This window comes from Paenibacillus sp. FW126-R14, from assembly GCF_058789495.1.
Window position 1 is genome coordinate 26,358 of record NZ_JBYTBS010000052.1, and the last position, 25,424, is coordinate 51,781.

At 47.1% G+C, this 25,424-nt stretch carries 25 protein-coding genes; 4 read left to right on the plus strand and 21 right to left on the minus strand.

The features are described from left to right. Positions 1–12: 12 nt before the first annotated feature. Positions 13–1,623: a GAF domain-containing sensor histidine kinase gene (locus tag AC3WRW_RS25700; RefSeq protein WP_492549082.1), complete on the minus strand. Its 1,611-nt coding sequence runs from the start codon at positions 1,621–1,623 to the stop codon at positions 13–15. Between the two features lie 236 nt (positions 1,624–1,859). On the opposite strand from AC3WRW_RS25700, the gene AC3WRW_RS25705 reads away from it, so the two are divergent. Beyond that, positions 1,860–2,867 (plus strand): FUSC family protein, encoded by a 1,008-nt coding sequence (locus AC3WRW_RS25705; RefSeq protein ID WP_492549083.1) that lies wholly within the window; start codon positions 1,860–1,862, stop codon positions 2,865–2,867. Here the strand turns inward: AC3WRW_RS25705 and AC3WRW_RS25710 are convergent. From AC3WRW_RS25710 to AC3WRW_RS25745, 8 genes are all read right to left on the minus strand, one after another. Next, positions 2,845–3,309 carry a (2Fe-2S)-binding protein gene (locus tag AC3WRW_RS25710; protein WP_492549084.1) on the minus strand — a complete coding sequence of 155 codons (465 nt, stop codon included), beginning with the start codon at positions 3,307–3,309 and terminating at the stop codon, positions 2,845–2,847. The two genes, AC3WRW_RS25705 and AC3WRW_RS25710, sit on opposite strands and share 23 nt — an antisense overlap. An 18-nt stretch (positions 3,310–3,327) precedes the next feature. Continuing rightward, positions 3,328–4,161: an FAD binding domain-containing protein gene (locus tag AC3WRW_RS25715; RefSeq protein WP_492549085.1), complete on the minus strand. Its 834-nt coding sequence runs from the start codon at positions 4,159–4,161 to the stop codon at positions 3,328–3,330. Then, positions 4,148–6,508 (minus strand): xanthine dehydrogenase family protein molybdopterin-binding subunit, encoded by a 2,361-nt coding sequence (locus AC3WRW_RS25720; protein WP_492549086.1) that lies wholly within the window; start codon positions 6,506–6,508, stop codon positions 4,148–4,150. Before AC3WRW_RS25720 ends, AC3WRW_RS25715 begins: the two co-directional genes overlap by 14 nt. Positions 6,509–6,582: 74 nt before the next feature. Further along, a complete protein-coding gene (locus tag AC3WRW_RS25725; RefSeq protein ID WP_492549087.1) occupies positions 6,583–7,398 on the minus strand; it encodes a response regulator transcription factor in 816 nt (271 codons plus the stop codon). Beyond that, positions 7,382–9,241 (minus strand): cache domain-containing sensor histidine kinase, encoded by a 1,860-nt coding sequence (locus tag AC3WRW_RS25730; protein WP_492549088.1) that lies wholly within the window; start codon positions 9,239–9,241, stop codon positions 7,382–7,384. Before AC3WRW_RS25730 ends, AC3WRW_RS25725 begins: the two co-directional genes overlap by 17 nt. A gap of 77 nt (positions 9,242–9,318) precedes the next feature. Continuing rightward, the gene (locus tag AC3WRW_RS25735; RefSeq protein ID WP_492549089.1) at positions 9,319–10,956 is read right to left on the minus strand and encodes an extracellular solute-binding protein; all 1,638 of its coding nucleotides are present in this window, start codon (positions 10,954–10,956) and stop codon (positions 9,319–9,321) included. A 69-nt stretch (positions 10,957–11,025) separates the two neighbouring features. Next, positions 11,026–11,901: a carbohydrate ABC transporter permease gene (locus AC3WRW_RS25740; RefSeq protein ID WP_492549090.1), complete on the minus strand. Its 876-nt coding sequence runs from the start codon at positions 11,899–11,901 to the stop codon at positions 11,026–11,028. Between the two features lie 18 nt (positions 11,902–11,919). Beyond that, positions 11,920–12,870 carry an ABC transporter permease gene (locus tag AC3WRW_RS25745; RefSeq protein WP_492549091.1) on the minus strand — a complete coding sequence of 317 codons (951 nt, stop codon included), beginning with the start codon at positions 12,868–12,870 and terminating at the stop codon, positions 11,920–11,922. Positions 12,871–13,142: 272 nt separating this feature from the next. Here AC3WRW_RS25745 and AC3WRW_RS25750 point away from each other — a divergent pair, with 272 nt between their 5' ends. Continuing rightward, positions 13,143–14,780, plus strand: a complete 1,638-nt coding sequence (locus tag AC3WRW_RS25750) for a glycoside hydrolase family 13 protein (protein WP_492549092.1) — start codon at positions 13,143–13,145, stop codon at positions 14,778–14,780. Between the two features lie 81 nt (positions 14,781–14,861). Here AC3WRW_RS25750 and AC3WRW_RS25755 read toward each other — a convergent pair whose 3' ends face one another. From AC3WRW_RS25755 to AC3WRW_RS25770, 4 genes are all read right to left on the minus strand, one after another. Beyond that, on the minus strand, positions 14,862–15,320 hold the full coding sequence (locus tag AC3WRW_RS25755; RefSeq protein ID WP_492549093.1) for a type II toxin-antitoxin system VapC family toxin: 459 nt from the start codon (positions 15,318–15,320) through the stop codon (positions 14,862–14,864). A 13-nt stretch (positions 15,321–15,333) separates the two neighbouring features. After that, positions 15,334–15,639 (minus strand): hypothetical protein, encoded by a 306-nt coding sequence (locus AC3WRW_RS25760; protein ID WP_492549094.1) that lies wholly within the window; start codon positions 15,637–15,639, stop codon positions 15,334–15,336. 136 nt (positions 15,640–15,775) lie between these two features. Beyond that, entirely contained in the window at positions 15,776–15,976 is a 201-nt protein-coding gene (locus tag AC3WRW_RS25765; protein ID WP_492549095.1) for a DUF6199 family natural product biosynthesis protein, read from the minus strand. A 56-nt stretch (positions 15,977–16,032) separates the two neighbouring features. Then, the gene (locus tag AC3WRW_RS25770) at positions 16,033–16,563 is read right to left on the minus strand and encodes a GNAT family N-acetyltransferase (protein ID WP_492549096.1); all 531 of its coding nucleotides are present in this window, start codon (positions 16,561–16,563) and stop codon (positions 16,033–16,035) included. Positions 16,564–16,662: 99 nt separating this feature from the next. Here AC3WRW_RS25770 and AC3WRW_RS25775 point away from each other — a divergent pair, with 99 nt between their 5' ends. Beyond that, the gene (locus AC3WRW_RS25775; RefSeq protein WP_492549097.1) at positions 16,663–16,848 is read left to right on the plus strand and encodes a small acid-soluble spore protein H; all 186 of its coding nucleotides are present in this window, start codon (positions 16,663–16,665) and stop codon (positions 16,846–16,848) included. Between the two features lie 101 nt (positions 16,849–16,949). Here AC3WRW_RS25775 and AC3WRW_RS25780 read toward each other — a convergent pair whose 3' ends face one another. The 4 genes from AC3WRW_RS25780 to AC3WRW_RS25795 form a co-directional block, all read right to left on the minus strand. Continuing rightward, positions 16,950–18,125: a S1C family serine protease gene (locus AC3WRW_RS25780; protein WP_492549098.1), complete on the minus strand. Its 1,176-nt coding sequence runs from the start codon at positions 18,123–18,125 to the stop codon at positions 16,950–16,952. A gap of 299 nt (positions 18,126–18,424) precedes the next feature. Further along, entirely contained in the window at positions 18,425–18,994 is a 570-nt protein-coding gene (locus AC3WRW_RS25785) for a hypothetical protein (RefSeq protein WP_492549099.1), read from the minus strand. Further along, positions 18,994–19,887: an alpha/beta fold hydrolase gene (locus tag AC3WRW_RS25790; RefSeq protein ID WP_492549100.1), complete on the minus strand. Its 894-nt coding sequence runs from the start codon at positions 19,885–19,887 to the stop codon at positions 18,994–18,996. The genes AC3WRW_RS25785 and AC3WRW_RS25790 overlap by 1 nt, the downstream gene beginning before the upstream one ends. 134 nt (positions 19,888–20,021) lie before the next feature. Then, the gene (locus AC3WRW_RS25795; protein WP_492549101.1) at positions 20,022–21,962 is read right to left on the minus strand and encodes a DUF4077 domain-containing protein; all 1,941 of its coding nucleotides are present in this window, start codon (positions 21,960–21,962) and stop codon (positions 20,022–20,024) included. 114 nt (positions 21,963–22,076) lie between these two features. Between AC3WRW_RS25795 and AC3WRW_RS25800 the strand changes: the two genes are divergently transcribed. Continuing rightward, on the plus strand, positions 22,077–22,712 hold the full coding sequence (locus AC3WRW_RS25800; RefSeq protein WP_492549102.1) for a peptide-methionine (S)-S-oxide reductase MsrA: 636 nt from the start codon (positions 22,077–22,079) through the stop codon (positions 22,710–22,712). Positions 22,713–22,785: 73 nt separating this feature from the next. On the opposite strand, the gene AC3WRW_RS25805 is transcribed toward AC3WRW_RS25800, so the two are convergent. From AC3WRW_RS25805 to AC3WRW_RS25820, 4 genes are all read right to left on the minus strand, one after another. After that, positions 22,786–23,652 (minus strand): SDR family oxidoreductase, encoded by an 867-nt coding sequence (locus AC3WRW_RS25805; protein WP_492549103.1) that lies wholly within the window; start codon positions 23,650–23,652, stop codon positions 22,786–22,788. A gap of 92 nt (positions 23,653–23,744) precedes the next feature. Further along, a complete protein-coding gene (locus AC3WRW_RS25810) occupies positions 23,745–24,164 on the minus strand; it encodes an Rrf2 family transcriptional regulator (RefSeq protein ID WP_492549104.1) in 420 nt (139 codons plus the stop codon). 80 nt (positions 24,165–24,244) lie between these two features. Next, positions 24,245–24,886: an alpha/beta hydrolase gene (locus AC3WRW_RS25815; protein WP_492549105.1), complete on the minus strand. Its 642-nt coding sequence runs from the start codon at positions 24,884–24,886 to the stop codon at positions 24,245–24,247. Positions 24,887–24,908: 22 nt separating this feature from the next. After that, positions 24,909–25,310, minus strand: coding sequence for a DoxX family protein (locus AC3WRW_RS25820; protein WP_492549106.1), 402 nt, complete (start codon positions 25,308–25,310; stop codon positions 24,909–24,911). Positions 25,311–25,424 lie beyond the last annotated feature (114 nt).

Consider the following 25,424-nt stretch of genomic DNA (forward strand, 5'->3'; position numbering starts at 1 on the left):
TTCTCCCCCATCTTATGCATTCTTCATTATAGACAACGGAAATGAGATTTGAATGGTCGTCCCTTTTCCTTTATGGCTTTGTACGCCAAACGAGCCGCCAAGCGCTTCAGCCCGTTCCCGCATTGTGTGCATGCCGAATTTCACTTGCCGCGTGCGCCGCTCTTTCGTAAAGCCGATACCCTCGTCTTTCACTTCAAAATAAACGTGATCCGGCGTGGTGCAAAGGGAGATGAGCGCGTTTTTGGCCCGCGCATGCTTAATCACATTGTTAAGCGCCTCTTGCCCGATGCGCCATAACGCTTCTTCCACCATACGCGGGAGTTCTCTCATACCTTCTACTTGCGTTGTAATTGTCAAGCCAATTTGGCGGCCATACTGCGTGAGACCGGTTAACAGTCCATGCTCCAATCCGGCCGGTCTTAACTGGAGAATGAGAGAGCGCATCTCGGTGAGTGAATTCTGCGATAACTGCCGAATATCTGTCAGCGCTTCCTTCACGAGCGGCTCCGCATCGCCAATCATGCTCTCAAGACCCCGCGATGTCAAATTAAGCGAGAACAGCATTTGGCTGACGGAATCGTGAAGATCTCTGGCCAACCGATTCCGCTCTTCGCTGCGTGCCAAATCACGGCGCTGCTCGTATACTCTCGCATTCTCGTAGGCTAGAGCAATGTGGTCAGTAAACGCTCTCGCGACTTCAGCATCAACCGTATCGAAGTATTGTTTCTTCAAGCTGCCAATGAAAAAAACGCCGATCGGTTCCTCTCTCAAAATAATGGGAACGGCAACACCGGAGCGGATCTCCGGGTAGAGCCCCTTTTTTCTCGAAATGGCATTGTCCGCAATTGACCGTTCGAACCTGATCGTCTCCTGTTTCAGAAAGGCTTGGCCAATAGGTCCTAAGCTGCGCATCGTATAGGAGCTGCAGCACGAATACAATTTGCCATCCATAAATTCCATACGCGGTGACATCTTGTCACCCTCTTGAATGAATACCGTCACAAGCGGAATATCGAAGGCTTCGCCATATCGTTGGACCGACTCGCCTGCAATCTTTTCAGTCGCCAACAAGCGGCCTAGCGATCTTGTAATTTCCCCGAGCTTCGCAAAATGGACAGCGCGCTTCTGCTGCTGGCGGTACAGCATGGTCCGCTCAATCGCCGTCCCGATTTGAAAAGCGACCGATTGGAGCAGCGCAAGCTCTTCCTCGTGAAAATGCTTTTTCCCCGGAGAAGCCACATTCATAATACCGAACATTTCTTGTCCGGCCCACAGCGGGATCGTTGCATGGTGGCTGATGCCTTCCGTATCGCCAACCGCGATCAGCATTTCTTCTTCCAAGCGTTCACAGCTTAAAATATTAACGGCATGTTTCAGCCTTCCATCTCGAAACCGATCGATGCACCAGCAGGATTTGGCCTTAAGAGGCGCCATATCGTCACGGGCGAGCGCCTCCGGAATTCCTTCTGCCGATAAGCAAGAGTGCCCCAGATCGGGGTCTTTACTGACTTGGAATATCCAACCGGCTTTTAAATTCGTTAATTCCAGAAGCTTGGCTAAGACAAGGGATAGCACCGATTCCAATTCATTGGCTTGGTTCAGTGTTTCTGCGATCGTTTTCAAAATTACAAGCTCATTCGCGCGTATCTCTGCTGAAATTGGAAACGCCTCCTTATAACAACTTTCTTAGAGCTGCTTGAATATGAATTGGTTTTAATTATAAAGTTTTATTCTTTGCATATCTAGATCTCGATTCCTACATGAGCAAAAGAATCAGGAAATTTAGTTTTTAGTAATAAATGTAAAGTTGGATTCGCATACTACGAGAATAATTTTAAAATGAAGATGGAGCCTAACAAGTGACGAATAAAATGATAGATTTTATTAAATACAAAGGGGATGTATGGAAAACCCCATTAGCTGCTGCACTGTCTTGGGAGCTTTCCGAATGGGCTGGGTCCAAGCATCCTTACTTGGCTCCACTGACAGTCATTTTGTGTATCCAATTAACCGTTGATAAATCTATACAATTCGCATGGCAGCGCGTCGCGGGAACGATAGCCGGCGTTCTTATCACTGCTTCTATAGCTCCTTATGTCGGCTTAAACGGCTGGAGTATAGGACTCCTTCTTCTTATCGGCACTCTTCTCTTAACGTGGCTGAAATTGGAGCATGCCACAATTGTCCAATTTTCTCTCAGTATTTTATTGGTCATGTACTTTCAAAGCAAGATGCCGAGCTATCCCCTTGATCGGATACGCGATACCGTTATTGGCGCGATTGTAGCGCTCTTGATCCATGTCATGATATTCCCTCCCGATTCTGTAAACAAAGCCAAAAAAAAGATGATCCATTTCGCAGACCATCTAGCCAATCATTATACCAATACCGCGCAATGGGTTACAGAGGGCTGTTCCACAGCTAAAACACAGGATTTGCAATATCAATTGCAAACCTTATTTCAGGAGCTTCATCAAACGACGAACGAATTGGATAAAGCGGAGCAAAGTCTGCGTTATAATCCGCTAGGCGCCACTAAACGCAATACGTTGAAAAAACTGAACCAGCAGATGAACCCGCTTCGTTCCGGATATGCCAAGCTCGGCGATATGATACGTATTTTGGCGATGTGGTCCGAAAGCGGCAATTTTGCACAAGAGAATGAGCGAGTGTGGGCCGATCATTTGAACACATTAGCGGAACTTATCGAGGTATGGAAAGAAGGATTGGCTGACCCGGAACGGTATGGCTTAGTTTCAAACGGGCCACATCCGCAAATGAAAGTGCCTGATGATATGGAGAAGAATCAGTACCCGGTTGCCTTATATATGAACGCAGAACAAGTTAGTCACGATTTTCAAATTTAAAAACGTCCTTAACGGCACGATGAATTTCTTCGTAGGACGTACACCTGCAAATGTTGGATTCCAGCCAAACCCGAATGGTCTCTTCATCAGCATGAGGGTGAAGTCTCAGCAAGCCTTCACAGTTCATAATAAAACCAGGAGTGCAGTAACCGCATTGGAACGCTTGATTTTGAACAAATGCCTGTTGGATGGGGGAGTCCTTTAGACCCTCAATCGTTGTGATTTGTTTTCCACTAGCTTCCACGGTGAGCATTAGACACGATTTCAGGGGCTGGCGGTTGACCCATATTGTACAGGCCCCGCAGTCTCCGTTACCGCAACCGGGTTTACTCCCTGTGAGTCCGAGCTTGTCTCGAAGTGTATATAGCAGTACATCTGCAGCCCGCACTTGAATCGCTCGGTTATCTCCGTTAATTTCAAATTCGACTGGATAAACAGCCATGTGTCGAGATGACATGCTTCACCTACTTTGCAATAAATATACCGCGTCTGCCATCGTTTGTTTAAGTACGAATTCCCGATAAGAAGCGGAACCTTCTGTATTATGCAGGAAAGGGCCAGGAAGCTTACGTACCGCTTGTGCAATTCTTGCTGTCAATGGTACTTGGGAGTCGTTCAACACCCGGTCGATCTCAAGAGATCGAAAAGGGAATGCGCAGACGCCGCTGTATGCCGTATGGATCTCGTTATCTATTTTAAGAGCAGATAATGTGACGAGAGGATATCCGACGTTGCCTATTTGCCGTTTCTTATCATGAACGTACGGCAGTGATAAGTAGGCTCGGTCTGTTAATGTTTGGACAAGAAACTCCCCGTTTTCCAATCTCATTTGTTGCAAGAAAACATGGTGAATCGAAACTTCTCTTCTTCCATACATGCCTGCAATAACCATACGGCTGTTGGCCAGCAGAAGCGGGAGTACAGCCTCACGATAATGAATTTTGCCGCAAATGTTTCCTCCGAGCGTGATCTTATTCCGGGCTGTTTGGTCGGCGACTCCCTGCGCTGTTTCGCTGAGGAGAGGGAACAGGTTCGCCCTAGACAAAGCCGATAATGTGACACAGGCTCCGAGAACCAGCTGATCTTTCCGCAGAGCCATTGCATTGCACTCCGGAATAGCCTTCAAATCGATGACTGCTCCCGGATGAATGGCGTTTGTTCGTGCCCACGTAATGATCTCCGTACCTCCGGCGTAGTAGATCGGTTTCTTCCCTTGTTTTTGCAAATACTGAAAAAATTCCACAGCCTGCTCTACAGAAGAGGGTTTGTAGTATTCAAAGTCAAACGGTATCATGGATCGTCCCCCAGATCATCTCGGGTGTCAATGGCAGATGATTGAGCTCTACGCCAGCAGCGATGGTTAAGCTGTTCGCCAATGCGGCCGGCATGCCGATCAAGGCGTGCTCTCCGATCCCGCGCAACCCGTAAGGCGCTTCCAAATGAGGCGTCTCGACGAAATCAACGATGTACGTTGGCTGCTCACCATAACGAAGCAATTTGTAGGTTCTAAATTGCGGATTTAATACGGCGCCTTTATCATTAAATACAAAAGCTTCCCGGCTGGCAAAACTTAAGCCCATACTCATCGCCCCTGTTATTTGGCTGCGGGCCATTCCCGGATTGATAACTTTGCCGGCATCGATGACGGTTGCCGCTTTAATGATTTTATAGGTATACGCTCTTGTATCTAACTCCACTTCTACCGCTTGCGCGCCGACTGTCCATTCCGGACCCGGATTTCCTTTGCCGGTTTGAGGGTCTAATAAGGTTAAATTACGCATGGCATAGCTCCCGCGGCCGATAACTTGACCGCCAATCGCATTTCCATTTGGAAATGTGTAGCCGTTAGCGATTTTTTCAATAGCTATCCCTTTATGAGGGCGATCTTTCCTATAAACCTTGCCCGCTCCGACTTCCAAGTCTGTTGCCGAGCATTCCAAGACGATTGCAGCTATGTTTTTTAGCTGTGCGATGGCATCGTCAGCCGCATGTAGAATCGCATTGCCAACTAGAAACGTGCTGCGGCTTGCTACTGTTTTCCAATAATAGGGATCCTTCTCCGTGTTGACATCTGTAGAGATATGTATCATCCGGTCATCCATACGCAGCTTCTCGGCTAACAGTTGGGTCAGAGACGTCCTGCTGCCTTGACCGATTTCTACTGCGCCGCAGAGCAGATTAAGGCTCCCATCCGGATTAAATGCGACAACGGCTCCCGCTCCGGCATCTGTTGGCGTATCGGAATTTTTCCAGAAACAGCATACCCCCACCGCCTTGACGAGATGGCCATCGGTTTCACGCATTGGACGAGCATCCCATTGGAGTAATGTTTTCAATTTGGCAATGCACATGGGCAGATCGCCCAAATTACTTCTATCGAGTAATGTTTGTGTCGGAGACGTATCTCCTGGTCCTATTGCGTTATTGAACCGAAACTCTAGAAGATCCATGCCAACCCGACCAGCCAGTAAATCCATTGCTCTTTCAATAGCGAACGTCAGTTCTGGGTGGCCGAATCCTCGAAAGGAAGTGGAATACGGATGGTTCGTATACATGCATAAGGAGTCGCACTGAACGTTCTCAACGCGATAAGGTCCCGTACAATCGACCGCTCCCGCCCGGCTCATAACCGCCCCCCGATCCGAATACGCTCCGCCATCATACAGATATAATATTTCGGCCGCCATCAATCTCCCTTCACGCGTGCAGCCAAGTTTAATTGTCGCATCCAGTCCGATATGGACGGGTGAAGAGATCATGTCCGCCTCCCGGGAATTCACCAATTTTACAGCTTTTCCACCAACCGCGCGGGAAGCCATAAAAGCAAGTAATTCGAGCTGAATCGCCGATTTCCCACCGAAACTACCTCCAACCAGAGGCGTGTGAACGATCACTTTATGAAGCGGGATATGAAAGGATTGGCTGATCGTTCTTCGGATAACAAAAGGCGATTGTGAGGCGGAATGGATGATCACTCTTCCGTCCGGTAAAATCTGCGTAGTACAGCAGCGCATCTCCATCGCTGCGTGATCCGTTTGGGGGATTGTGACCTTAACTTCAATCGTATGAACGCTATTCTTCCATCCTTCTGCCATGTTGCCCTTGCGTATCTTGGTCCGGTTCGCGATATTCGTTCCCGGCTCCGGGAAAGCTTCTTCTTGTCGCTTGTACTCGGCAAGATGCTCATGGATGAGCGGAGCGCTGTTCTGATAAGCGTCGCTCGGAGAAAGGACGACCGGTAAAAGTTCGTATTCCACTTTAATTCGGAGAGCCGCCATTTCTGCTACATATTCTTGCTCCGCAACGACTAAGGCGACGGGCTCGCCGAAATATCTCACTTTGTCAATGGCCAGTGGCGGACGGTCTGCCAGGGGCGATCCAGTCAAAATCGGCTCATCTTGACCTGTTATGACCGCTTTTACACCCGGAAGTTTCATGGCTTCGGACGCATCAATGGATTTTATTTTCGCATGAGCATGCGGGCTAAGGGCAATTTTGACATGTAATAATTCCGGTCCTGAGACATCATTCATATATTTGGCAAGCCCTGTGACTTTCTCCCATGTTTCCTTTCTGGGAATGCTTTTCCCAATCGAATGTAGGATCGTCCCCCCCTCCTTTATATCCAATTGATCTCGCAACGCCTCTATACTTCTTAGCTAATATATATACAGAACATGTTGTCCGTATTATTTAGCCGCCTCAACTTTTTGTGCTACAAAAACTTATTGCGGTACTCGGTCGGCGTCAACCCGTATTGTTTCTTGAAGCTTTCCCTGAAATGATCCTGATCGGTGTACCCGATCCAATCGCAGATTTCATAGATTTTGACGGCGGGATCCTTCAACAGCCGGGCTGCTTCCTGCATCCGGAGACGAATGATCGAATGATTAATGGTCATTCCCGTGACTTCTTTAAATAGCATATTCAAATATTTATCGCTCAGACCGACGGATGCCGCCACATCAGACAGCGCCAGTTCCTTGCGCATATAGGATTCTTTCACAAATTGGATGGCTTGCTCAACCAACTTTTTCTTTTTCAAACTGCCGGTCCATTCCCCACGGGGCAGCGCTTCCGACAAATTCGGAAGCTGATCTTTGGCCGTTTGCTCGGCCAGCTTCAATGTTTGACGCTCTTCTCTTTCTTTGCGCAGCACTTCAACGGCTTGCGACAGCACTCTCTCAATTTCACGCGGATCGATCGGCTTCAGCACATAATCCAGCACTTGCAGCTTAATCGCTTGACGCGCATGATCAAACTCATTCAGCCCGGATAAAATGATGCAGCGAATATCGGGATTGCGTATTCTAACCGCCTCAATTAACTCCAGTCCGTTCATCTTCGGCATCCCGATATCGGTCAAGAGCAGGTCCGGCTCCTCGCGTTCAAGCCACGCCAGCACTTCCTCACCATTCTCTACGGCACCGAGCAGCGTTATATCTAGTGCCTGCCAGTCGATCGCGTGCTTCAACGTTTCACGAACAATCTTCACATCTTCGGCAATGAGCAGCTTAAACATTCGCAACATCCTTTCTTCTTCCCGGCTGCTTCCCGTAGTAAGGCAAAACAATTTCGACTCGGGTCCCCGAACCTTCGCCTACGTCTATATACCTCAAGCCATAATGTTCTCCGCCATGCAGTTGAATTCTCCGGTGAACGTTCAGGGTGCCATAGCCGCTTCCTGCCTCGTTCAATTCGCCCATATCTCTTGCCGACTGCTGACGAAGCAGGCGGTTCATTAACTCTGCATCGCAGCCCCGGCCGTTATCTTCCACGCTCAGCACGAGCCCTTCCCGCTCCAAGCGGGCTGAAATCGCAATCCGGCAACCTTTTTTGCGATCGGCGAACCCGTGAATGACGGCATTTTCCGCAAGCGGTTGCAAAATCAAGTGAACGATGTTCACATGCAAGAGATCGCTCGGCAAGTCCACATCGACGTCTAAATCATCCATCATCATTTGTTGAATATGGAGATACGCTTCAACTTGTTTGATCTCCTCATCTAGTGAAATCCAGGTTTCCCCCCGGTTCAGTCCATAGCGAAATACGTTAGCCAAGGAGCGAACGATCTGGCTCGTCTCCTGATCCCCCGACATGATTGCCCGGCAATTAATAAGGTCCAGCGTATTATATAAAAAATGAGGATTAATCTGCGCATGCAGCAGCTCCAGTTGAAGCTGGCGGCGTTCAACCTCTTCGGTAAACGATTTCTCGATGAGGCCATGAATCGTTACGAGCATCGCTGCGAATTTCTGATTCAGCTCATCGATTTCATAAATGCCCGTGTTCTGATAAGGCAGCGGCTCTTTAAATTCCACCACTTCCGGGCGTTGGATGGCGGTAACGAGCTTGGTAATCGGCACCGTCACCCGGACAACGATTTGCCGGAGCCAGAAACCGGCAATAAGCAGCGCAGCCGCAGCCGTGGCAGCACCGATAAGCGAGATCGCCAAGGTATATCTGCTGAAATGGCTCTCCGGAACGACGGAAAGCAGCTTCCACCCGTTATCCAACGTTTCGAACATGACCCGGTGATTCTCCCCGTCGACCTTCGATATGATTGTTCCCTGAGCATCGGCGAGTGTGCGGACATACGAAAGTTCGCTAACGTCCTCGAGAAAATTGTAACGCTCACTATAGATGACCCGGTTCGATTCATCCAGCAGCAGGTGAAAGCCTTCATCCAGTTTTGCATTGTCGAAGATCCCCCTGATACTGCCCGTATCCGCACCAACAATGACCGTACCCACGTTGCGGCCGTCTTTGAGGCTCGTTTTTTTGCGTGCCGAATAGATCATGGCCGTATCGGCATCCGACTTCTGGCTCCACCATACGATCTGTCTATCTCCGCGACTCAGACTTTGAAACCATTTCTGTTGCTGTAAATCATTATTTTTATAAATCCCGGTTATCGGGGAAAAATGTTCCGTCGCCATGGCATAGAGTCCGCTCCCCGGTTCTAGTGCAACAGAAACGACATACGACTGCTGCACGTTATTGCCGGTGCCGAAATCGTTCAGAAGAGACAACAAAGAAAGATTTTGCAAATTCGCTTCCAGCGTATATAGATCGCTAACCGCTTCGAAGGGCTTCTCATACGTGTTCATAAGTAAATTTTCAATCGATTGATTACTCATCAGAAATGCAGCTACATTGTTCATCGTGTTAATTTGATATTCGATGTTGCGGTAAACAAATTTCGTTGATTGCTCGGCCATCTTCAAGGTATGGTCGTTCTGCACCCGGATGAGGATATAGCTGGCGGCTGTGGCAAACAGGGCGATAAAGGTTACGATCAACACGAAAATCGGTAAACTGAGCCGTGATAATAACCTGGCATGACCGCTGCGTTTGCGGAAGCGACTCACCATGAAGATCACCCTCTTTCCCTCTTAGGATGGCAAAAGCCCCCTCATCAGCATGTGCCGATCGAGGGGCTCTCCAAAACTTATTTGCCTGATTTCTTCTTAAAGGAGGCTTCCAGCTCGGTAAGAATCTGCGTGCCGCCCTGTGATTTCCATTTGTCTGCGAACTCATCGAATTTCTTGATATCCGCGCCCATAATAATTTGTGTGAAGACGGAATCGCGCAGCGTGTTCAGTTCCACCAGCTTGGCGATTTTCGTCGGAGAGTCCAAATAGTTGGAAGCGTCTGTGATTTGGAACGGATTGTTAATCGCAACATCCAACGCCTGCGAATGACGCAGCGGCAGCGATTCCAAATACCGTGGCCATCCTTTCAAGCCAGGAGCGAACAGGTAGCTTTGAATACCGCGGAAGTTCCCATTTTTATCTTGCTGCGTCTTAGGATCAATCAGATCGGTAACTACCTTCATCTTGCCATTGTCGATCTTATAGTCTTCTCCTTCAATGCCCCATACGGTCAGCATTTGATTCTCGAGCGACAAGGAGTTCTCGATGATCGCCAGCACTTTTTTCGGATCTTTGGTCTTCGCGCTGATTGCGTGCATTTGGCCAAATGGTGCGCCTGCAGGAGCTACCGCTTTGCCATCGGGGCCGACTAGCGAGCTGTTCAAAGATAAATATTTGAACGGTATGTTGGACTGATCCGGCAGCTTGCCATCGGAAGCTAATTTGCCGCTTTTCTTAAGCTCGTTAGTTTCCACCTGCGTGTCATAGTCATTCGGTGTGGACCACCAGCCCATCCATGAGAACAGTTTGCCGCTGTAGAGCTTCGCCCGCAGCTGCTCCTCCTTGATCGTTGCGAATTCTTTATCGATAAGTCCTTCTGCGTACATTTTTTGCAAATACTGCAGGGCCTCTTTCATTTTCGGATCGATATCATAATTGCTGAATTTGCCGTCTTTTTCCGTGAAATAGCCTGGTGTTACGCCGAATGCGCCAAAAATATGATCAAATGAATTGTTCGCATATTTCTGCTGGCCAATCTGTGCCGTATAGCCGCCGAGCGGGATGACGTCCGGTTTCTCTGTTTTTACTTTTTTCAGCAAATTGTAGTACTCATCCAGCGTTTTTGGGATTTGGGCGCTCATGCCTTCCACGTAGTCCTTACGCATCACGACATTCCAGCGATAGCCGGCGCCAGGTCCTCCTTGATAAGGAATCCCGTAAATTTTACCGTTAACTTTCGCCTGCTCGAATACTTCCTTCGGCACTTCCTTGAGAATATTCGGCGTATCTTTCTCATTAATCAGATTCGTGAGATCTACGAAAGCGCCTTGCTGCGCATATTTTTGGAAATCGTCGGCGAAATCGATACGGACGACATCGGGAATATCGCCGCTGGACATTTTGAGATTAAGCTTCGTTTTATATTGCTGAACGTCCACCATCTCCGCCGTGATTTTGATGTTCAGTTTTTTCTCTACAGCTTGTTTGACGGCATCCTTCGTTGGATCATAGGGCTTGGATATATCCTGGGCCTTCAACCATTTAAGTTCGTAAGGCTCTTCAACTTTAGGTGCTGCCGAAACGACTGTATTTGCCGATGGCGCTGCCGCAGAAGGTGCCGTGTCACCAGCCTTGCTGCACCCTGCGAGGGTTACGGTTCCTGCCAAGAGGGTGGAAAGCACACTGTATGACCAAACTCTACCATGATTTGACATAAAATATTGACCTCCTTGAATTATATTTTATTTTCATGCCGATGGGAATGACAAGAACGAATAAATCAATTAGCCTTTGACAGAGCCGATTAACATTCCTTGCTCGAAGTGCTTTTGAATAAACGGATAGATGATGAGCATCGGCAGCGCCACGATCACAATCGCGGCCATTTGGATGCCGATGGTCGGCGGAGGCGTCGAGCCAGCCGCTTCAAGCAGCTCCGGCGGAAGACTGGAACTGGCGATAATCGTGCGGAGGATGAGTTGCACTGGCGCTTTGTGCCAATCCGTCACATAAAGCATGGCATTGAAGAAATCGTTCCAATAGACAACCAAGTATAGCAGTCCGATCGTTGCGATTACCGGTTTGGATAGCGGCAGCACGATCTGCCATAGGATTCTGAACTCGGAGGCGCCATCCATGGAAGCCGATTCTCGCAGGCTCTCGGGAATGGTTTCGAAAAACGATTTCATAATAATCATGTTGAAAGCGCTGTAAGCCATGACCAAAATAAGCACATAATTGGTGTTTAACAGCCCTAACTGCTTGATGGTGATATAGGTAGGGATCATGCCGCCTTTGAACAGCATCGTGAAGACGAAGATGAGCATGAAGATTCGCCTACCAGGCAGTCTTTTCTCTGCAAGCGCGTAGGCGGCTGTTGTTGTCAGGAACAAGGCGAGCAGAACGCCGCCCGCTGTATTCCGGATCGTATTGCCGTAGGCCTTGAAGATCAGCGAGCCCTCTTTTAACAAATACGCATAATACTCAAAACTAAACGAGCTGGGAAACAAAATCAATCCGTTCTGCTCGCTGAAAATATGATACGGTGTCACGGAAACGGAAATCACGTACCAGAAAGGAATGACAATAATAATCGTCATGATCGTCAGAATTACGTAGTTCGTTGTGACGAAGGCTCTCTCGCCTCTTGTTAGCTTCATCGCATCTCTTTCCCTTCGTCAGAAAATACCGGAATCATTGATTCGCTTGGCAATTTGATTGGCTGCCAGCATCATCACTAGTCCAATAACACCCTTGATCACGTCCGCTGCGGCAGCAAGACTCAAATTAAATTGCTCGATGCCGACACGGTAAATGTACGTATCCAGAATATCACCGACTTCAAAGACCATCGGATTGTACAAGTTGATGACCTGATCCAATCCTGCGCTCATGATATATCCGACCCTCAGGATGAAGATAACGATAATGGTTCCGGTAATACCAGGGAGCGTTACATGGAAAATTCGCTGAAACCGTGTCGCGCCATCCATCGTGGCTGCTTCGTAGACCTCCGGGTTAAGTCCGGCGATAGCTGCCATATAGATAATGGCCGCCCAGCCCATCTCCTTCATCGCATCCGTAACGACCAGAATAGTCCGGAAATAAGCAGGCTCAACAAGCAGATAAGCCGGATTGCCGCCGAAGAACTCGATGATCTTGTTAATGACTCCGGTTTCGGGCGAAAGCAGCAGCGTGATAATCCCACCGTAAACGACCCATGATACAAACCTCGGCAAGTAGACGGCCGTTTGGAGCGACTTTTTAAACCATACGACACGAATTTCATTTAGTGCAAGCGCTAACAAGATGGGGCACAGAAAACCGCTGATCATTTTGTACAAGCTGATGAGCAGAGTGTTCTTGAAGGCATTCATGAACATATCCGATTCAAACAGCATTTGAAAATATTTTAATCCAACCCAATGACTACCCGAGAACCCCTGTATCGCGTTATAGTCCATGAAAGCAATGCTGATTCCGTATAACGGCAGGTAATCAAAAATGAAAACCCAAGCCAATGCGGGCAGCAGCAAAACGTAAAGCAATTTGTATGTCCATATCCTCCTTATCTGCCTCGACAGCGATGTTTGTTTGGCGGTGGTCATCTTGGCAGCTATCGGTTCCATCCGTTCTCCTCCTATCCGCTCGCTACTTAAGCTCTCTCTGTAATGAAAGTGTTTACATGATTTAGCTTACTGGAATTTGGCAGGCACGAAAACGGGAGCGAAGGACGAAAATACAGGGGAAAAGTCATAACATTTCATTTTCCTGGCTGTGCGCGAGAGTACTCGCTAAGGCGTTCTCGATGATTTTTGCAAATCAACTGCTTTTCAGTAATAATAGAAAACGGTTGTTTTAATAAGATTATTGATCTACTTAGAGAAATGGAGTGCTGGAAGTGAAACGTACTTGGTGGAAGGAATCTGTAGTTTATCAAGTCTATTGGCGCAGTTTTTTGGATACGAATGGTGACGGCTATGGCGACCTTCAAGGGCTTATCGAGAAACTCGACTATATTAAAGAACTCGGTGTGGATGTTATATGGCTGAACCCGGCCTATGAATCGCCCGATAAGGATAATGGTTACGATATTTCCGATTACAACCGTATTATGCCGAAAGCCGGAACGATGGAAATATGGGAAACGCTGCTTCAAGAAATCCATCAACGCGGCATGAAACTGATTATGGACCTCGTTGTAAACCATACTTCCGATCAACACCCATGGTTTGTTGAATCTCGTTCCTCCCGTGATCATGCCAAACGTGATTGGTACATTTGGAAGGATGCAATAGACGGACAAGAACCGAACAACTGGCGTTCCTACTTCTCTCCGTCTACTTGGGAATGGGACGAACAGACCGGACAATATTATTTTCATTCCTTCGCCGTAGAGCAGCCCGATTTGAACTGGGAAAATCCCGAAGTACGCGAAGCGGTCTATGCGATGATGCGTTTTTGGCTGGAAAAAGGAATCGACGGCTTCCGCTTGGATGCCATTGCCCTATTGGCTAAGCCGGAGGGTTACCCCGATGCCGACAATCCGCAGGATATCCGGTATTTGACCAACAATCCGGGATTACATACCTATTTGAAAGAAATGAATGAACAAGTGCTGCGTCATTTTGATATTTTGACAGTTGGCGAAGCTGCGTTCGTTAGCCCTGAAGAAGGCTTGAAATACGTGGGAGAAGATCGAGACGAGCTGCATACGCTGTTTCACTTCGAAGTGGCGGACGAGATGCCAACATGGGACATGCTGCGATTCAAAGACATTCAAACCCGTTGGTACGAAGGGTTAAAAGGCAAAGGCTGGAATTCGCAATTCCTCAACAACCACGACCATACCCGTCAGGTAACGCGTTATGGAAACGATAAGCAATATCGCAGAGAGTCAGCAAAGCTGCTGGCAACTATGCTGCATACGTTACCGGGCATGCCTTATATTTATCAGGGCGAAGAAATCGGAATGACGGGCGTTCGCTTCCCCTCTATTGAAGATTACGACGACATCGCGATGAAGAATCGCTATCAGGAAGAGGTTCTCAGCGGCAAAGATCCTCAAGCCGTCTTTGAAAGCTTGAAGGCTCTAAGCCGCGATAACTCCCGTACCCCCATGCAGTGGGACGACTCGGAGAATGCCGGGTTCACGACAGGAACGTCTTGGATCAAGTTGAATCCGAACTATAAGGAGATCAATGTGAAGCAGGATCTGGAGCACCCGAACTCCATTTACCGATATTACCAGAGGTTAATTGCTCTGCGTAAAGAACATGATGTCATGGTATACGGAGAATATAAAGATCTTTCTGCGGGAGATCCGCATCTTTACATGTACACACGAACCTTAGAGGACGTAATCTGGTTGATTATTTTGAATCACGCCGACCATGAAACATCCTTCACGCTACCGGACGGTTTCAGTGGCCGGAAGAAAGAGCTGATGCTTGCCAATTATCCGGATGTAACCGGAGATGACAGCGGCGCCGCGAATTTCAAGCTTCGTCCGCATGAGGCGCTCATTTACAAGTTTTAAACCACAAAAGGCTGTCCCAAAAGTAGAATTTTCTGCTTTTGAGACAGCCTTTCGTATTTTTAGGCGATTGGGGAAATGCTTTTAACCGGATGGAATAAGGCGAATATTTTTGTCCAAATTGGAAAGCATCAGGAAATTTCGATTGAAAGTAAAGATACGGTTTACCTGGTAATAGGACATGGTTACAGCTGTGTATGCTTCGCTGAGCGAGAACCGGAGCTCGGGCCTGTCTATAAGCAGTCTGCGCGATTCGACTTCAATTTCGGGGCCGCCAGAGATGAGCGCCAGCTTGCCTTTACTCACGGCTTTATCAATCGCATTCAGAAAATATTCCGCCTGCTCATAGCTGTATTCATTGCGCAGCCATTCGTGTAGATCAAAAATAATGGAATTGGTCGTTACGTAATTACGTTCGAGATCATGCAAATCCAGAAAAAGAGAACGTGCTTTCAAATATCGGGGATTTTCAGGGTTCATCAAAGCGGCTAAAGCAGTTTCATCCAGAAAAATAGCCTCCTGAATGTTCAAGTGGTTATCCAAATGTCAGCACTCCTTAGTTCTTTAGTTTGCAAATACCATCCAAGTACAGAAGCGGGTTATCTTCCTTTTGAGCAACTGAAATGGGTGCTAATTCGTGCGGGGCGCTTGTCAGGTATTGGACAATGATGCCATTGACGATCGCTTGCACGGTCGTATGCTGCATATCGGCGATTTCTTTCAGCTCAGCATAATATTGCGGATTGAGTTCTATCAGGCTTTCATCCTCATCTTCTTCACTTCTTGAAGAAATGAATTCGGATGCGGTAGACTTCACTTTTTCGAATTGATTTTGTATGAAGCGTTTGTAAGTATTCGCCATCGTGATTCACTCCTTATGGTTAGTTCTTATACACATTCGTCGAATTTTGTCGGTTTCAGGGGGTGAATTAGCAAAAAATCCCTCAAGCCGTATCACGGCAATTGAGGGACCTCTGTCTATTAAACGTTTACTCCGGTTACAAAAACCAAATCGCAATAGCACCAGCCAAACCTGCAAGTGCAACTATACTCCCGCCAAAACGGGTTGACCATACATACAAGTCCGATGGCTCAGTTGCATCATTAGACTTCCAGCTCTCCGTAACGGTCCATATGAATGAGGGTCTAAACAACATGATTAATCCCAGAAGAATAAGAAGAACGCTAATAAAACCCATACAATCTCTCCCCCAACAGATCAATTATTCCCACTTCGCCTGAACGCTTCCTCTAGTTACTCAGCAGTTATCGCAAACAATGCGTGATCTTCCCATGTGCCGTTAATTTTCAAATATTTTTGGGCTAAACCTTCATGTCTAAAGCCTGCCTTCTCTAAAACCCGGATCGATGGAATGTTCCTAGGCATCACCCCAGCTTGAATCCGGTGCAATCCTATCTCGTTAAAGGCAAAATTCACACACCAAGTAACAGCCTCTGTTGCATAGCCTTTACCGTTATGTATTTCATCAATAAAATAGCCTAAGTACGCATTCTGAAAAGCACCTCGCGCAATACCCGTTAGTGCTATTCTTCCTGCAAGTTCAGCCGTCTCTGTCTTAAAAATTCCAAAAATATAGGATTGATCGCTGGCTCCCCCTTGAATGCCGATCGCAATCTCCTTTTCCTGCCCTTCTAGCGTAAAATGCGATTCATCTCTGATGGGCTCAAACTGCTCATAAAAATTACGATTTCTAAGCTTTAGTTCAAGAAGTTCGCCTGCATCCTTCATCTCAAACTTCCTTAAATAAATGTTACTGCTGCCCAAAACATATCCAACCTTTCTAAGTCATGTTACCGTTCTGAAGAATAAAAAACGAATACAAAGCCAACATTAGTATCGTTAGAAACATATGGAGGTATTGAAATGAATACACAACGTGCCCAACAAATTGCTGCTTCGCCAGTAATGGCAAATGTAACGTGCGACGGAGTCCCGGTTTACATTCAAAATGTAGACGAGCAAAATGAAACCGCAAGAATCTATCCGCTTAATGACCCGGAGAATGAACAAGAGGTCCATTTGAACAATCTAATGGAGCACTACGAATAATTGTAGCATAAGGAAAGGCATATATCTCTCCGATATGTTCATCCAAACAGAAAGATTGCCTACCTCCAGCCAGAAGGCAGGATAATAGGCAATCTTTTTTACTAACTTTGATAGCTAGTCTCTGCGTTTTTATCGCCAACTTCAACCGTAACATCCTTCGTTTCACCATCACGTGAGATTGTTACTTTCAGTTTATCTCCCACTGTCGCGGCTTTCACAGCTTTGGTAAGGTCATCCGTGCTTGATATCGCAGTGCCATTTACATCCAAAATCACATCGTACTGACGAATTCCCGCTTGAAAAGCCGGCGTGCCTTGCTTCACTTCAGTCACTACGGCACCTTTTGTACTGTTGATTTTTAAGTCATCCAGCATATCATTCGAAATATTTTGTAAGGCTACGCCGATATATGGTGCTGGCTCTTTTGGAATGGTTTCATTATTTTTCAGCTTATCGACAACCGAACTAATGGTGCTTGACGGAATTGCAAAGCCCATGCCTTGCGCTTCAGAGTTGACAGCTGTATTGATACCGATAACTTCGCCATTCATATTTAAAAGCGGACCGCCGGAATTGCCCGGATTGATCGCTGTATCTGTTTGCAGCAAATGTTTGTAGTCGCGCGTACCCTGCTCATCATCGATGCTGATCTCACGCTCTTTGGCGCTTAATACGCCTGTCGTTACCGAGTAATCGAAGTCATACGGGTTGCCGATCGCGACAAGCCAGTCCCCTACTTCCGTATTATCGGAATTGCCGATTTTCAGAGCAGGAAAAGCTTTGTCTCCTTCAATTTTGAGTACGGCCAAGTCTAGATCGTAGCTGCTTCCCAGAAGTTTTGCCGTAAAAGGTGTGTCGTAGCCTTGTACATAGACGTTGATTTCATCAGCGCCATCGATCACATGCTCATTCGTTAAAATATAACCGCTTGAGTCGAAAACAAAGCCTGATCCAATCCCATTCTCAATGGTATCCCCGCTTTGATTCCCTTGCTGAAAGGCGTTTCTTCTATTCTGTCCACTCTGTGTCTGTTTTACTTTCGTCTCGATTTTGACAATAGCTGGACTCGCCGCTTTGGCTATGGATGAGATACTGTTCGTCCCGTTTGGATTTAACGAAGCCGTTTGGACATCAGCACCTCCCGAGTTAGACGTTGCAGCAACGCTTGATTGAACTGGCTGCGCATTTAACCCGAACAGATCCATTTTATCTGAGGTGAACATTAACCCACCGACGACGAGTGCGCCAGCCATAAAAGCTGTAAACGTAGATTTCAATTTTGTGCTCCGCGGCTTATTTTCTATTTTTATATCATTAGTGTTGTCTGTGTTTTTCATATCTTCGTTCATGCGATTACCGCCTTTCATGTATCATTTATTTGATTGCTGCTGATAGATACTAGTATAGAGTGCTAACCTGAAGTGTTGATTAAGTTTGGCTGATAGGCATATGAAAGCTGACTGAATGTATGCTGAAAGTGCCAATTCGCGCAAAAAAGCCTTGATTCTCTACAAAGCGTAGAAAATCAAGGCAATATGAACCTGACTCCGGTTAAAATCAGATCTATTTGTATATTTTATACGTGCGACGATCTATTCGTTCTCATCCCCAACCACACAAAACCGGCTCCCGTTAGGGCAGCACCAATCGTAGAGATTAAAGCTTCAGCTTCCACAACCAAACTCCCGCTTGCAAAAACCAATGTTCCCACGATCAAAAGCAGCCCGCCACCGCGAGGAACTGCCCTTCCCCGAAGAAACGAAAGCCCGAAAAGGATCATTCCGAGGACAAATAGCAATGGACCAAAGGTATGCAGGTTCCTGGTTACACTTGTCTCAAAAACAGCGCCCACTTGCTTGCCGGATACGCTGGCAACTTCTACAAAAACAATGGCCGTAACAAGAATGGTACCGATAATGCTCAAAATCATGCCCAACAGACCGAGGAAGCCGATTTGACTTCGGTACGCCGAGTATAACCAAAAGAAAGCAAATACAAGAAGCAGATGAGCGGACAAGACTAGTGTCTGCCCCAGCGTGGTTCCTATACCGTTACTTGCCCCAAGGTTTAATGCATGCGCGAGAAAAAGAAGCACTCCGGATATGACACATGATAATCCGCCTAGACGTTCCGATAATGTTATCATCATACAGCTCCATATTTTTGATTTGCCGAAGTCTTGAAAAATGTAATCATCAATGCATTAATCGTTTTCGGCCGTTCCATGGCCAGCCCGTGTCCCGTATCTGCAATTAATTTCGTTTGGATGCGCGGAACCAGGCGCTTCGCTCGGGCAATCGCTTTCTGAGGATCATACTGGATATCTTGATCTCCGATCAGTAGTAGAATCGGGCATTGAATGGCTTTCAGCTCATCATCCTTCATGCAGCTTGGAAACAACTTGTTGGTTGGCAAAGCATTCTGCATGCCTGTGATGAATTGGTCTTTCAAAATCTCATTCACCTGATTTCCCTTGCCGATCATATAGTCCATTAAATTGTTCAATCGTTTGGTTGTCGGGAAGATGCCGGCAAGGAGGCACTTGATGAAAAATTTCTTGCTCTGCGGTTGAAAAGAAGCTGCAGGACACATGACGACCATTCTATTAATAAGCTGCGGAGCGTACACGGCCAAAACCAACGAAATAAATCCGCCATAGGACAGCCCTGCGACATGGGCCTTGTCAATGCCAAGGCCGCTCAAGATTTCACGGAACCAGCTTGCGCATTCTTCCTTGCTTGCAATCTGCCGAATCGCTTCGCTCTTGTTAATATCACCGATGAAATCCACGGCATAGATGCGGTAGTACCTGCTTAGCGGCTTCACATTCTCAATCCACATTGTAGAGCTAAATCCAAATCCGTGGAACAGAAAAAGTGGTTCGGCATTTGCCGGTCCTGAAATTAGGATATGTGTTTTCCCAAAAGAAGTATCTACATATGTCGATTCGACTGGAACATCCCATTCTTGGAGCGTTCTATCGTACGCTTGAATATAAACTTCCTTCGCTCCGCTTTCATTTCTGAAAATTGTTTTCATTCTAATTAACTCCCCTGTACACGCCATGATTTTAGCTCAAGTATAGAGAAGCATCATGCGGATAACTAGGGAAAAAAGTACTTAACTTTCGGGCATACTTACCGAATTTCTTGCCTTGCGCTTGCTTTCGGAAGTTATAACAAGTTTTGCACCTTATTAACGGCTTGCGTCCGATTCTCCACATTTAGCTTTGAATAAATGATGGATACGTAGTTTTTAATCGTACTTTCCGAAAAGTGCATTTTCTGCGCAATTTCTTTATATTTCATCCCATCCGAGAGATACCTGATAATTTCAAGTTCTTTCTCGGTTAGCCCATGCAGCCCAATGATTCCTTGCGCTTCTTGCTTCGGTGCGTCTTGGAGTACCTGGCGTTGTTCCTTACGGGTGTCGGCCAGCAGTCTGGCCGTCTCCATCGAGATTAACGAACCGCCGCTGTTAACGATCCGAATGGCTTCGGCCAAATGCTTGGGCTGCACGCTTTTCAGTAGATAACCCTCGGCTCCGAGCGAGATCGCTTCCGCCGCCGTATCGGTATCCTGAAACGTGGTCAGGATAATCACTTTAATTTCCGGCCAACGCTGCTTGATGATGCTTAACGCCTCGACTCCGCACATCGTTGGCATATGTATATCCAGTAAGATGACATCTGGCGCTTCCAGCTCACACAGGTCCACCAAGCTGCGTCCGTCCCCGGCCACCCCAATAACCCGCAGATCGGGCTCCATATTGAGCAAAATCCGGAAGCTTTCTGCAATTAACTCTTGATCCTCGGCAAGGAGCAGCCGGATATTTTTCGCGCCGCCGTGTTTTCTTACAGGAATCTCGCAGGTTACCCGGACACCGTTTCCGAATTCGGAGGCGACTTCCACAGTTCCAAGCGCCGAGGCAATCCGTTCTTTCATCGTTTTAATCCCGAAACCTTGTTGGAGCTTCTCTTCCGCAGCCCCAGTACCGTTATCCTTGACTTCAAGGCGGACCTTATCGTCTTGGTATCGAAGGTCGATGCGAATTCGATTGGCTCCTGCGTGACGAACCGCGTTCGTAAGCGACTCCTGTGCGCATCGCAGCAGCGCGAGGTGCTGCACCTGCGGCAGAGGATAAACGACTCCTTCTGAGTGGAACTCCACCATAATGCCGGTATTCACGGATAGCTCGCTGCCCAGTCTGCGGATCCGGTCAACCAGCGATTCGTTAAGGCCGATCGTATCCGCATTATGAACATGATCGCGTATATCCTCCAGGCCTCTTCTCGCGAGATGCAACAGCGTATCCAATCGTTCAATAGGTTTGTCTGCTTCTTGCTGGTTCATACCGATCTCACGTTTGGTCAACTCCAACCCGGCAATCATGGAAGTCAGCGTATGTCCGATCGTGTCATGGAGCTCCCGCGAGATCCGGTTTCTTTCTTCGACGATCGTCAGCTGCTCCACCTGCTTCGAATATTCGGTTAATGCGCGGTTCTGCTCGTGGATAAGCAGGATCTGGCTCTCATTGTCTTCCAAGAGCATCTTCATTTGGTTATTATGATCGATGAAATAATGAAATCGGTTGCCGATTTGGGTAACTCCCCACAAAACAACGGTTGTCTGCATAACAATGACAATGGAGCCGTTCACCGTTGCGCCGTCCATATGCGGAAAGAAAAGATCCTTCCCCAGAAAGAAGCCAAGCGCTGTTAAAATAACCGTTGTCACTCCGGTATATATAATAAGCTGCCCGTTAAGGTAGACAAGCGAGAGCGCTAGATTTATATACATAATTTGATAGATTAACGAATTATCGTTGAATGTCCACAGTTGGTACATGGAAAAGAGAAGCATCCCGGTCATAAAATAATACTTATAATTCTTTTCAGCGGCAGGTACAAATAATAACGAAAGGAGAATTGCGAAAAAGACGAGAATAACGAGTAAAAACCGCCCGTTAATTGGATCAAACAAGGAATAGTACGTGGAGATGTTCAGTTCGGCCATAATAAAAATAGGCCCGCATAGCAAAAAAAAGAGCAGTCGATTTTTTTGCGCTTCTAGCTCTAAATTTGTAAAACAGGTTTCTTTCAGCCAGCGAAGCATGTAAAGGGAAAGACCTCCTTATATATGGGAATGTATAAAACAATACCATACTATTTTAGCGTCGAATAGTGGTTCCTCCCTCCTTTTTGATATAATAAAAAAGAGGTGACCACGATGACAAGCAGGAACATCCAAAGTGTAACAATGGGTATGGGTTGCTTCTGGAGCCCGGACGCTTTGTTCGGACAACTACCCGGTATCCTACGAACTCGTGTAGGCTTTGCTGGAGGGACGACAGAAAATCCGACTTACCGGCAGCTTGGCGATCACACCGAGGTGGTCGAAGTGGATTTTGATTCAGATATTGTGAAGTTGGAGACCATCCTGCAGGTGTTCTGGAGCGCTCATAATCCCGTCAATATCAATGATTACAAAGGCAGGCAGTATAAATCCTTGGTATTGTTCCGCGATCCCGAGCAGCTCCGTATCATCCGGGAGGTTATGAAGAGCTCCGATGAACAAGGTAATGGCCTACCAGACACGGAGGTTGCTCCCTTTACCGCTTTCTATATCGCCGAGGATAGACATCAGAAATATTATTTGAAACGGTTCCCGGATGCGATCGACAAACTAAAGACTTTATACCGGGCAGAGGAAGAGCTGACGAACGCCACCTTGGCTGCACGCTTAAACGGTTTGTCCAAAGGCTATACCAACATGGATAAAATAATAAATGAAATTCGGACTTGGCACCTAAACGTTGAGGAACAGGAAGAGATTATTCATTTAATCAAGCGAATAAAATGGTAAACATAAAGAGGCTATTCCTCCGGTCAACTTCGACCTTCTGGAATAACCTCTTTAATTGTTAAGCAAGCTTAAATTATGCCTGTATTTCGTTTACGATTTGACGGAGAGCTTCATCGATCGGCGTTGCAGGACGCCCTAGCAAGCTCTGCAAATCATTGCTCTCGACTTCCAATGCGCCATCGCGAATTGCACTCTGAATCCCTACCAGAATCGGGATGACCGGTTCAGGTACGCCCGCGCTGCCCATAATACCGGCATAAGTGGCGTCATCCACTTGTTGAACGGGAACTTCCCGGCCTAATATTCCGGCAAGGATCGAAGCCAGCTCTTCCTGCGTAGTAAGCTTGCCGGACAGCTCATACACGGTATTCTCGTGGCCTTCGCCAGTTAATACCGCTGCAGCAGCCTGTGCATAATCGCGGCGGGCTGCCCAACCGACCTTGCCGGAGCCTGCAGATGTCAACCATGGCGCTCCGCCAAGGACCGCTTGAATGCTTGCGGTCTCGTTCTCCAAGTACCAGTTGTTGCGCAGGAAGGCATACGGAATTCCACTGTTTATGATCGCTTCCTCTGTAGCACGGTGCACCGGCGCAAGAAAAATCGTATTCTCGCTCGCGTTCCCTAAGCTGGTATACGCGATAAAACCGACGTTTGCGCTCTTAGCTGCTGCTACGGCAGCGGCATGTTGGCGGATCCGCGTCTCGTTATCGCCGTCCGTGGACACGAGCAAGAGGCGGTCGATACCTGCGAACGCTTTGTCTAGCGTTTCCGGCTGGTCAAAGTCGCCGTACCGTACGTCTACGCCGCGGTCGCGAAGGCTCTCCGCTTTCTCCGGATTACGTACGCTAACTGCCAAATTCGCAGCCGGCACGGTTTCCAATAGCGTTTCAATGACAATCGATCCTAATTTCCCTGTTGCGCCTGTTACTAAAATTTTCATTGTAATTCCTCCATTTAGTTTCATTTATTTTTACCCTACTGTTATAACTGATTTGGTTACAACTCAGGCATGAAAAAAGCTCTAAGAGCTTTTTATTCCACAAACTGATCTGCCAACTGGCTTAAACTCACTTGTGCCAGCCTTTGTTCCATCGCAGCTTGAGCTTCCTTCATTTCCGAACGAAGAGCTGCTTCAATGTTCCGGCCAACCGGGCACTGCGGATTCGGTTCATCGTGAAAATTAAACAGTTCACCGTCCTCAATGACTTCCACGGCGCGGTACACATCCAATAGCGTGATCTTATCGCGATCCTTCAGCAAGGAAGCGCCCCCTACTCCCGGACGAACGTCTACCAACCCCGCTTTCTTCAGCATCCCCATAATTCTGCGAATGATGACAGGATTCGTATTCACACTGCCTGCAATGTAATCGCCGGTGCAATCTTTGGAACTAATGGCGATTAGAGAAAGGATGTGGACAGCAATCGAAAATCTGCTACTAATCTGTTTCACTTAGCATCACCACCGTTGTAATCATTGTAGTTACTACGGATCGAAATGTCAACCCCTACTCCTCTCGCCATTGTCCAAATCTAATCGGCATCCTGCTTAAGCCAATTTAGAATATCATGCTGATTCTCTACGGATACTCCGTGGTCTGTTGGATATAATCTGAACGTCAGGCTGGGCGTTTGTTCCTTGAAATACGCCGCTGTCTCGTGACCGATTCTAACCGGAAATACCGAATCGAACTCGCCGTGCGAGATAAATACAGATACGTCCTTCACGCTGCGCAGCGGATACTCCGTCTTCACAAATTCTGGAACATACCCGTTCATCGCAACGATACCCTTCAACTGATCTCCCATCGTAAGCGCGAGGGTCATGGACAGGATTGCGCCTTGGCTGAAGCCAAGCAAATATCGTTTGCCAAGATCGATCGGATACTTCACGGTGGCATCATGAATGAATGCACTCAGCTGCTCAACCGCATGGTCAAACATTTCGCGGATAGGATTGCCCAGACTTTTCAACTCATAATATTGATAACCTGCTCCTAGCGGTAAATGGCCGCGAATGCCGATAATGATAAAATCATCCTTCAGCGGGGCAACCAAACCGAACATATTTTGTTCGTTGGAGCCTTTGCCATGAAGCGTAAAGATGACTGGATACTTTTTGTCCGGGGCTATAATAGGCGGCATATGAACGTCGTATTGAAAAATGGAGTGCATGACAGAATCTCCTTAGTTAGAATTATGCGCTGCGCTTTTTCATGAAGCGGTCAATCGATAAAGGCGACTTATCGGCAACGGCCAGATACAACGAAATCAGTATAAAACCGATTTCCAGCTCAAAGCCGGGCATTTGGTCATTGCCAAGCAGTCCGGCGGATAGCTTCGTCGTAAGCGTAGCGCCAATTAGCATGAGTACAAACAATGCCGATACATAACGAGTGAACAATCCCAAGATCAGCATGATGCCCCCAACAAGTTCAAGCGCAAAAACGAGATAGGCTACAAATCCAGGAATCCCTATTGAGCTGAACCATGCGTCCACATTGCCAAGTCCCATTTGCAGCTTCGTAATCCCGTGAACGATAAATATAATTCCCATCACCACACGCATAATAACCGAAACAATTACTGCTTTATTCATTCTTTGTTCTCTCCCCCATAAAATATTAGTTATAATGAATTAAAATTCATATTACTAATTTAAAATGAAATGCAGTAGCAAGTCAACAAAAATATTGCTAATATATATTTATAT

Bases quoted from the DNA above. Each gene is read 5' to 3' on its own strand.
- AC3WRW_RS25740 (WP_492549090.1), bottom strand. From the start codon at position 11,901: ATGAAGCTAACAAGAGGCGAGAGAGCCTTCGTCACAACGAACTACGTA.
- AC3WRW_RS25710 (WP_492549084.1), bottom strand. From the start codon at position 3,309: ATGGCTGTTTATCCAGTCGAATTTGAAATTAACGGAGATAACCGAGCG.
- AC3WRW_RS25775 (WP_492549097.1), top strand. From the start codon at position 16,663: ATGAATACACAACGTGCCCAACAAATTGCTGCTTCGCCAGTAATGGCA.
- AC3WRW_RS25760 (WP_492549094.1), bottom strand. From the start codon at position 15,639: ATGGCGAATACTTACAAACGCTTCATACAAAATCAATTCGAAAAAGTG.
- AC3WRW_RS25800 (WP_492549102.1), top strand. From the start codon at position 22,077: ATGACAAGCAGGAACATCCAAAGTGTAACAATGGGTATGGGTTGCTTC.
- AC3WRW_RS25820 (WP_492549106.1), bottom strand. From the start codon at position 25,310: ATGAATAAAGCAGTAATTGTTTCGGTTATTATGCGTGTGGTGATGGGA.
- AC3WRW_RS25735 (WP_492549089.1), bottom strand. From the start codon at position 10,956: ATGTCAAATCATGGTAGAGTTTGGTCATACAGTGTGCTTTCCACCCTC.
- AC3WRW_RS25745 (WP_492549091.1), bottom strand. From the start codon at position 12,870: ATGGAACCGATAGCTGCCAAGATGACCACCGCCAAACAAACATCGCTG.
- AC3WRW_RS25795 (WP_492549101.1), bottom strand. From the start codon at position 21,962: ATGCTTCGCTGGCTGAAAGAAACCTGTTTTACAAATTTAGAGCTAGAA.
- AC3WRW_RS25815 (WP_492549105.1), bottom strand. From the start codon at position 24,886: ATGCACTCCATTTTTCAATACGACGTTCATATGCCGCCTATTATAGCC.
- AC3WRW_RS25730 (WP_492549088.1), bottom strand. From the start codon at position 9,241: ATGGTGAGTCGCTTCCGCAAACGCAGCGGTCATGCCAGGTTATTATCA.
- AC3WRW_RS25725 (WP_492549087.1), bottom strand. From the start codon at position 7,398: ATGTTGCGAATGTTTAAGCTGCTCATTGCCGAAGATGTGAAGATTGTT.
- AC3WRW_RS25805 (WP_492549103.1), bottom strand. From the start codon at position 23,652: ATGAAAATTTTAGTAACAGGCGCAACAGGGAAATTAGGATCGATTGTC.
- AC3WRW_RS25765 (WP_492549095.1), bottom strand. From the start codon at position 15,976: ATGGGTTTTATTAGCGTTCTTCTTATTCTTCTGGGATTAATCATGTTG.
- AC3WRW_RS25790 (WP_492549100.1), bottom strand. From the start codon at position 19,887: ATGAAAACAATTTTCAGAAATGAAAGCGGAGCGAAGGAAGTTTATATT.
- AC3WRW_RS25715 (WP_492549085.1), bottom strand. From the start codon at position 4,161: ATGATACCGTTTGACTTTGAATACTACAAACCCTCTTCTGTAGAGCAG.
- AC3WRW_RS25785 (WP_492549099.1), bottom strand. From the start codon at position 18,994: ATGATAACATTATCGGAACGTCTAGGCGGATTATCATGTGTCATATCC.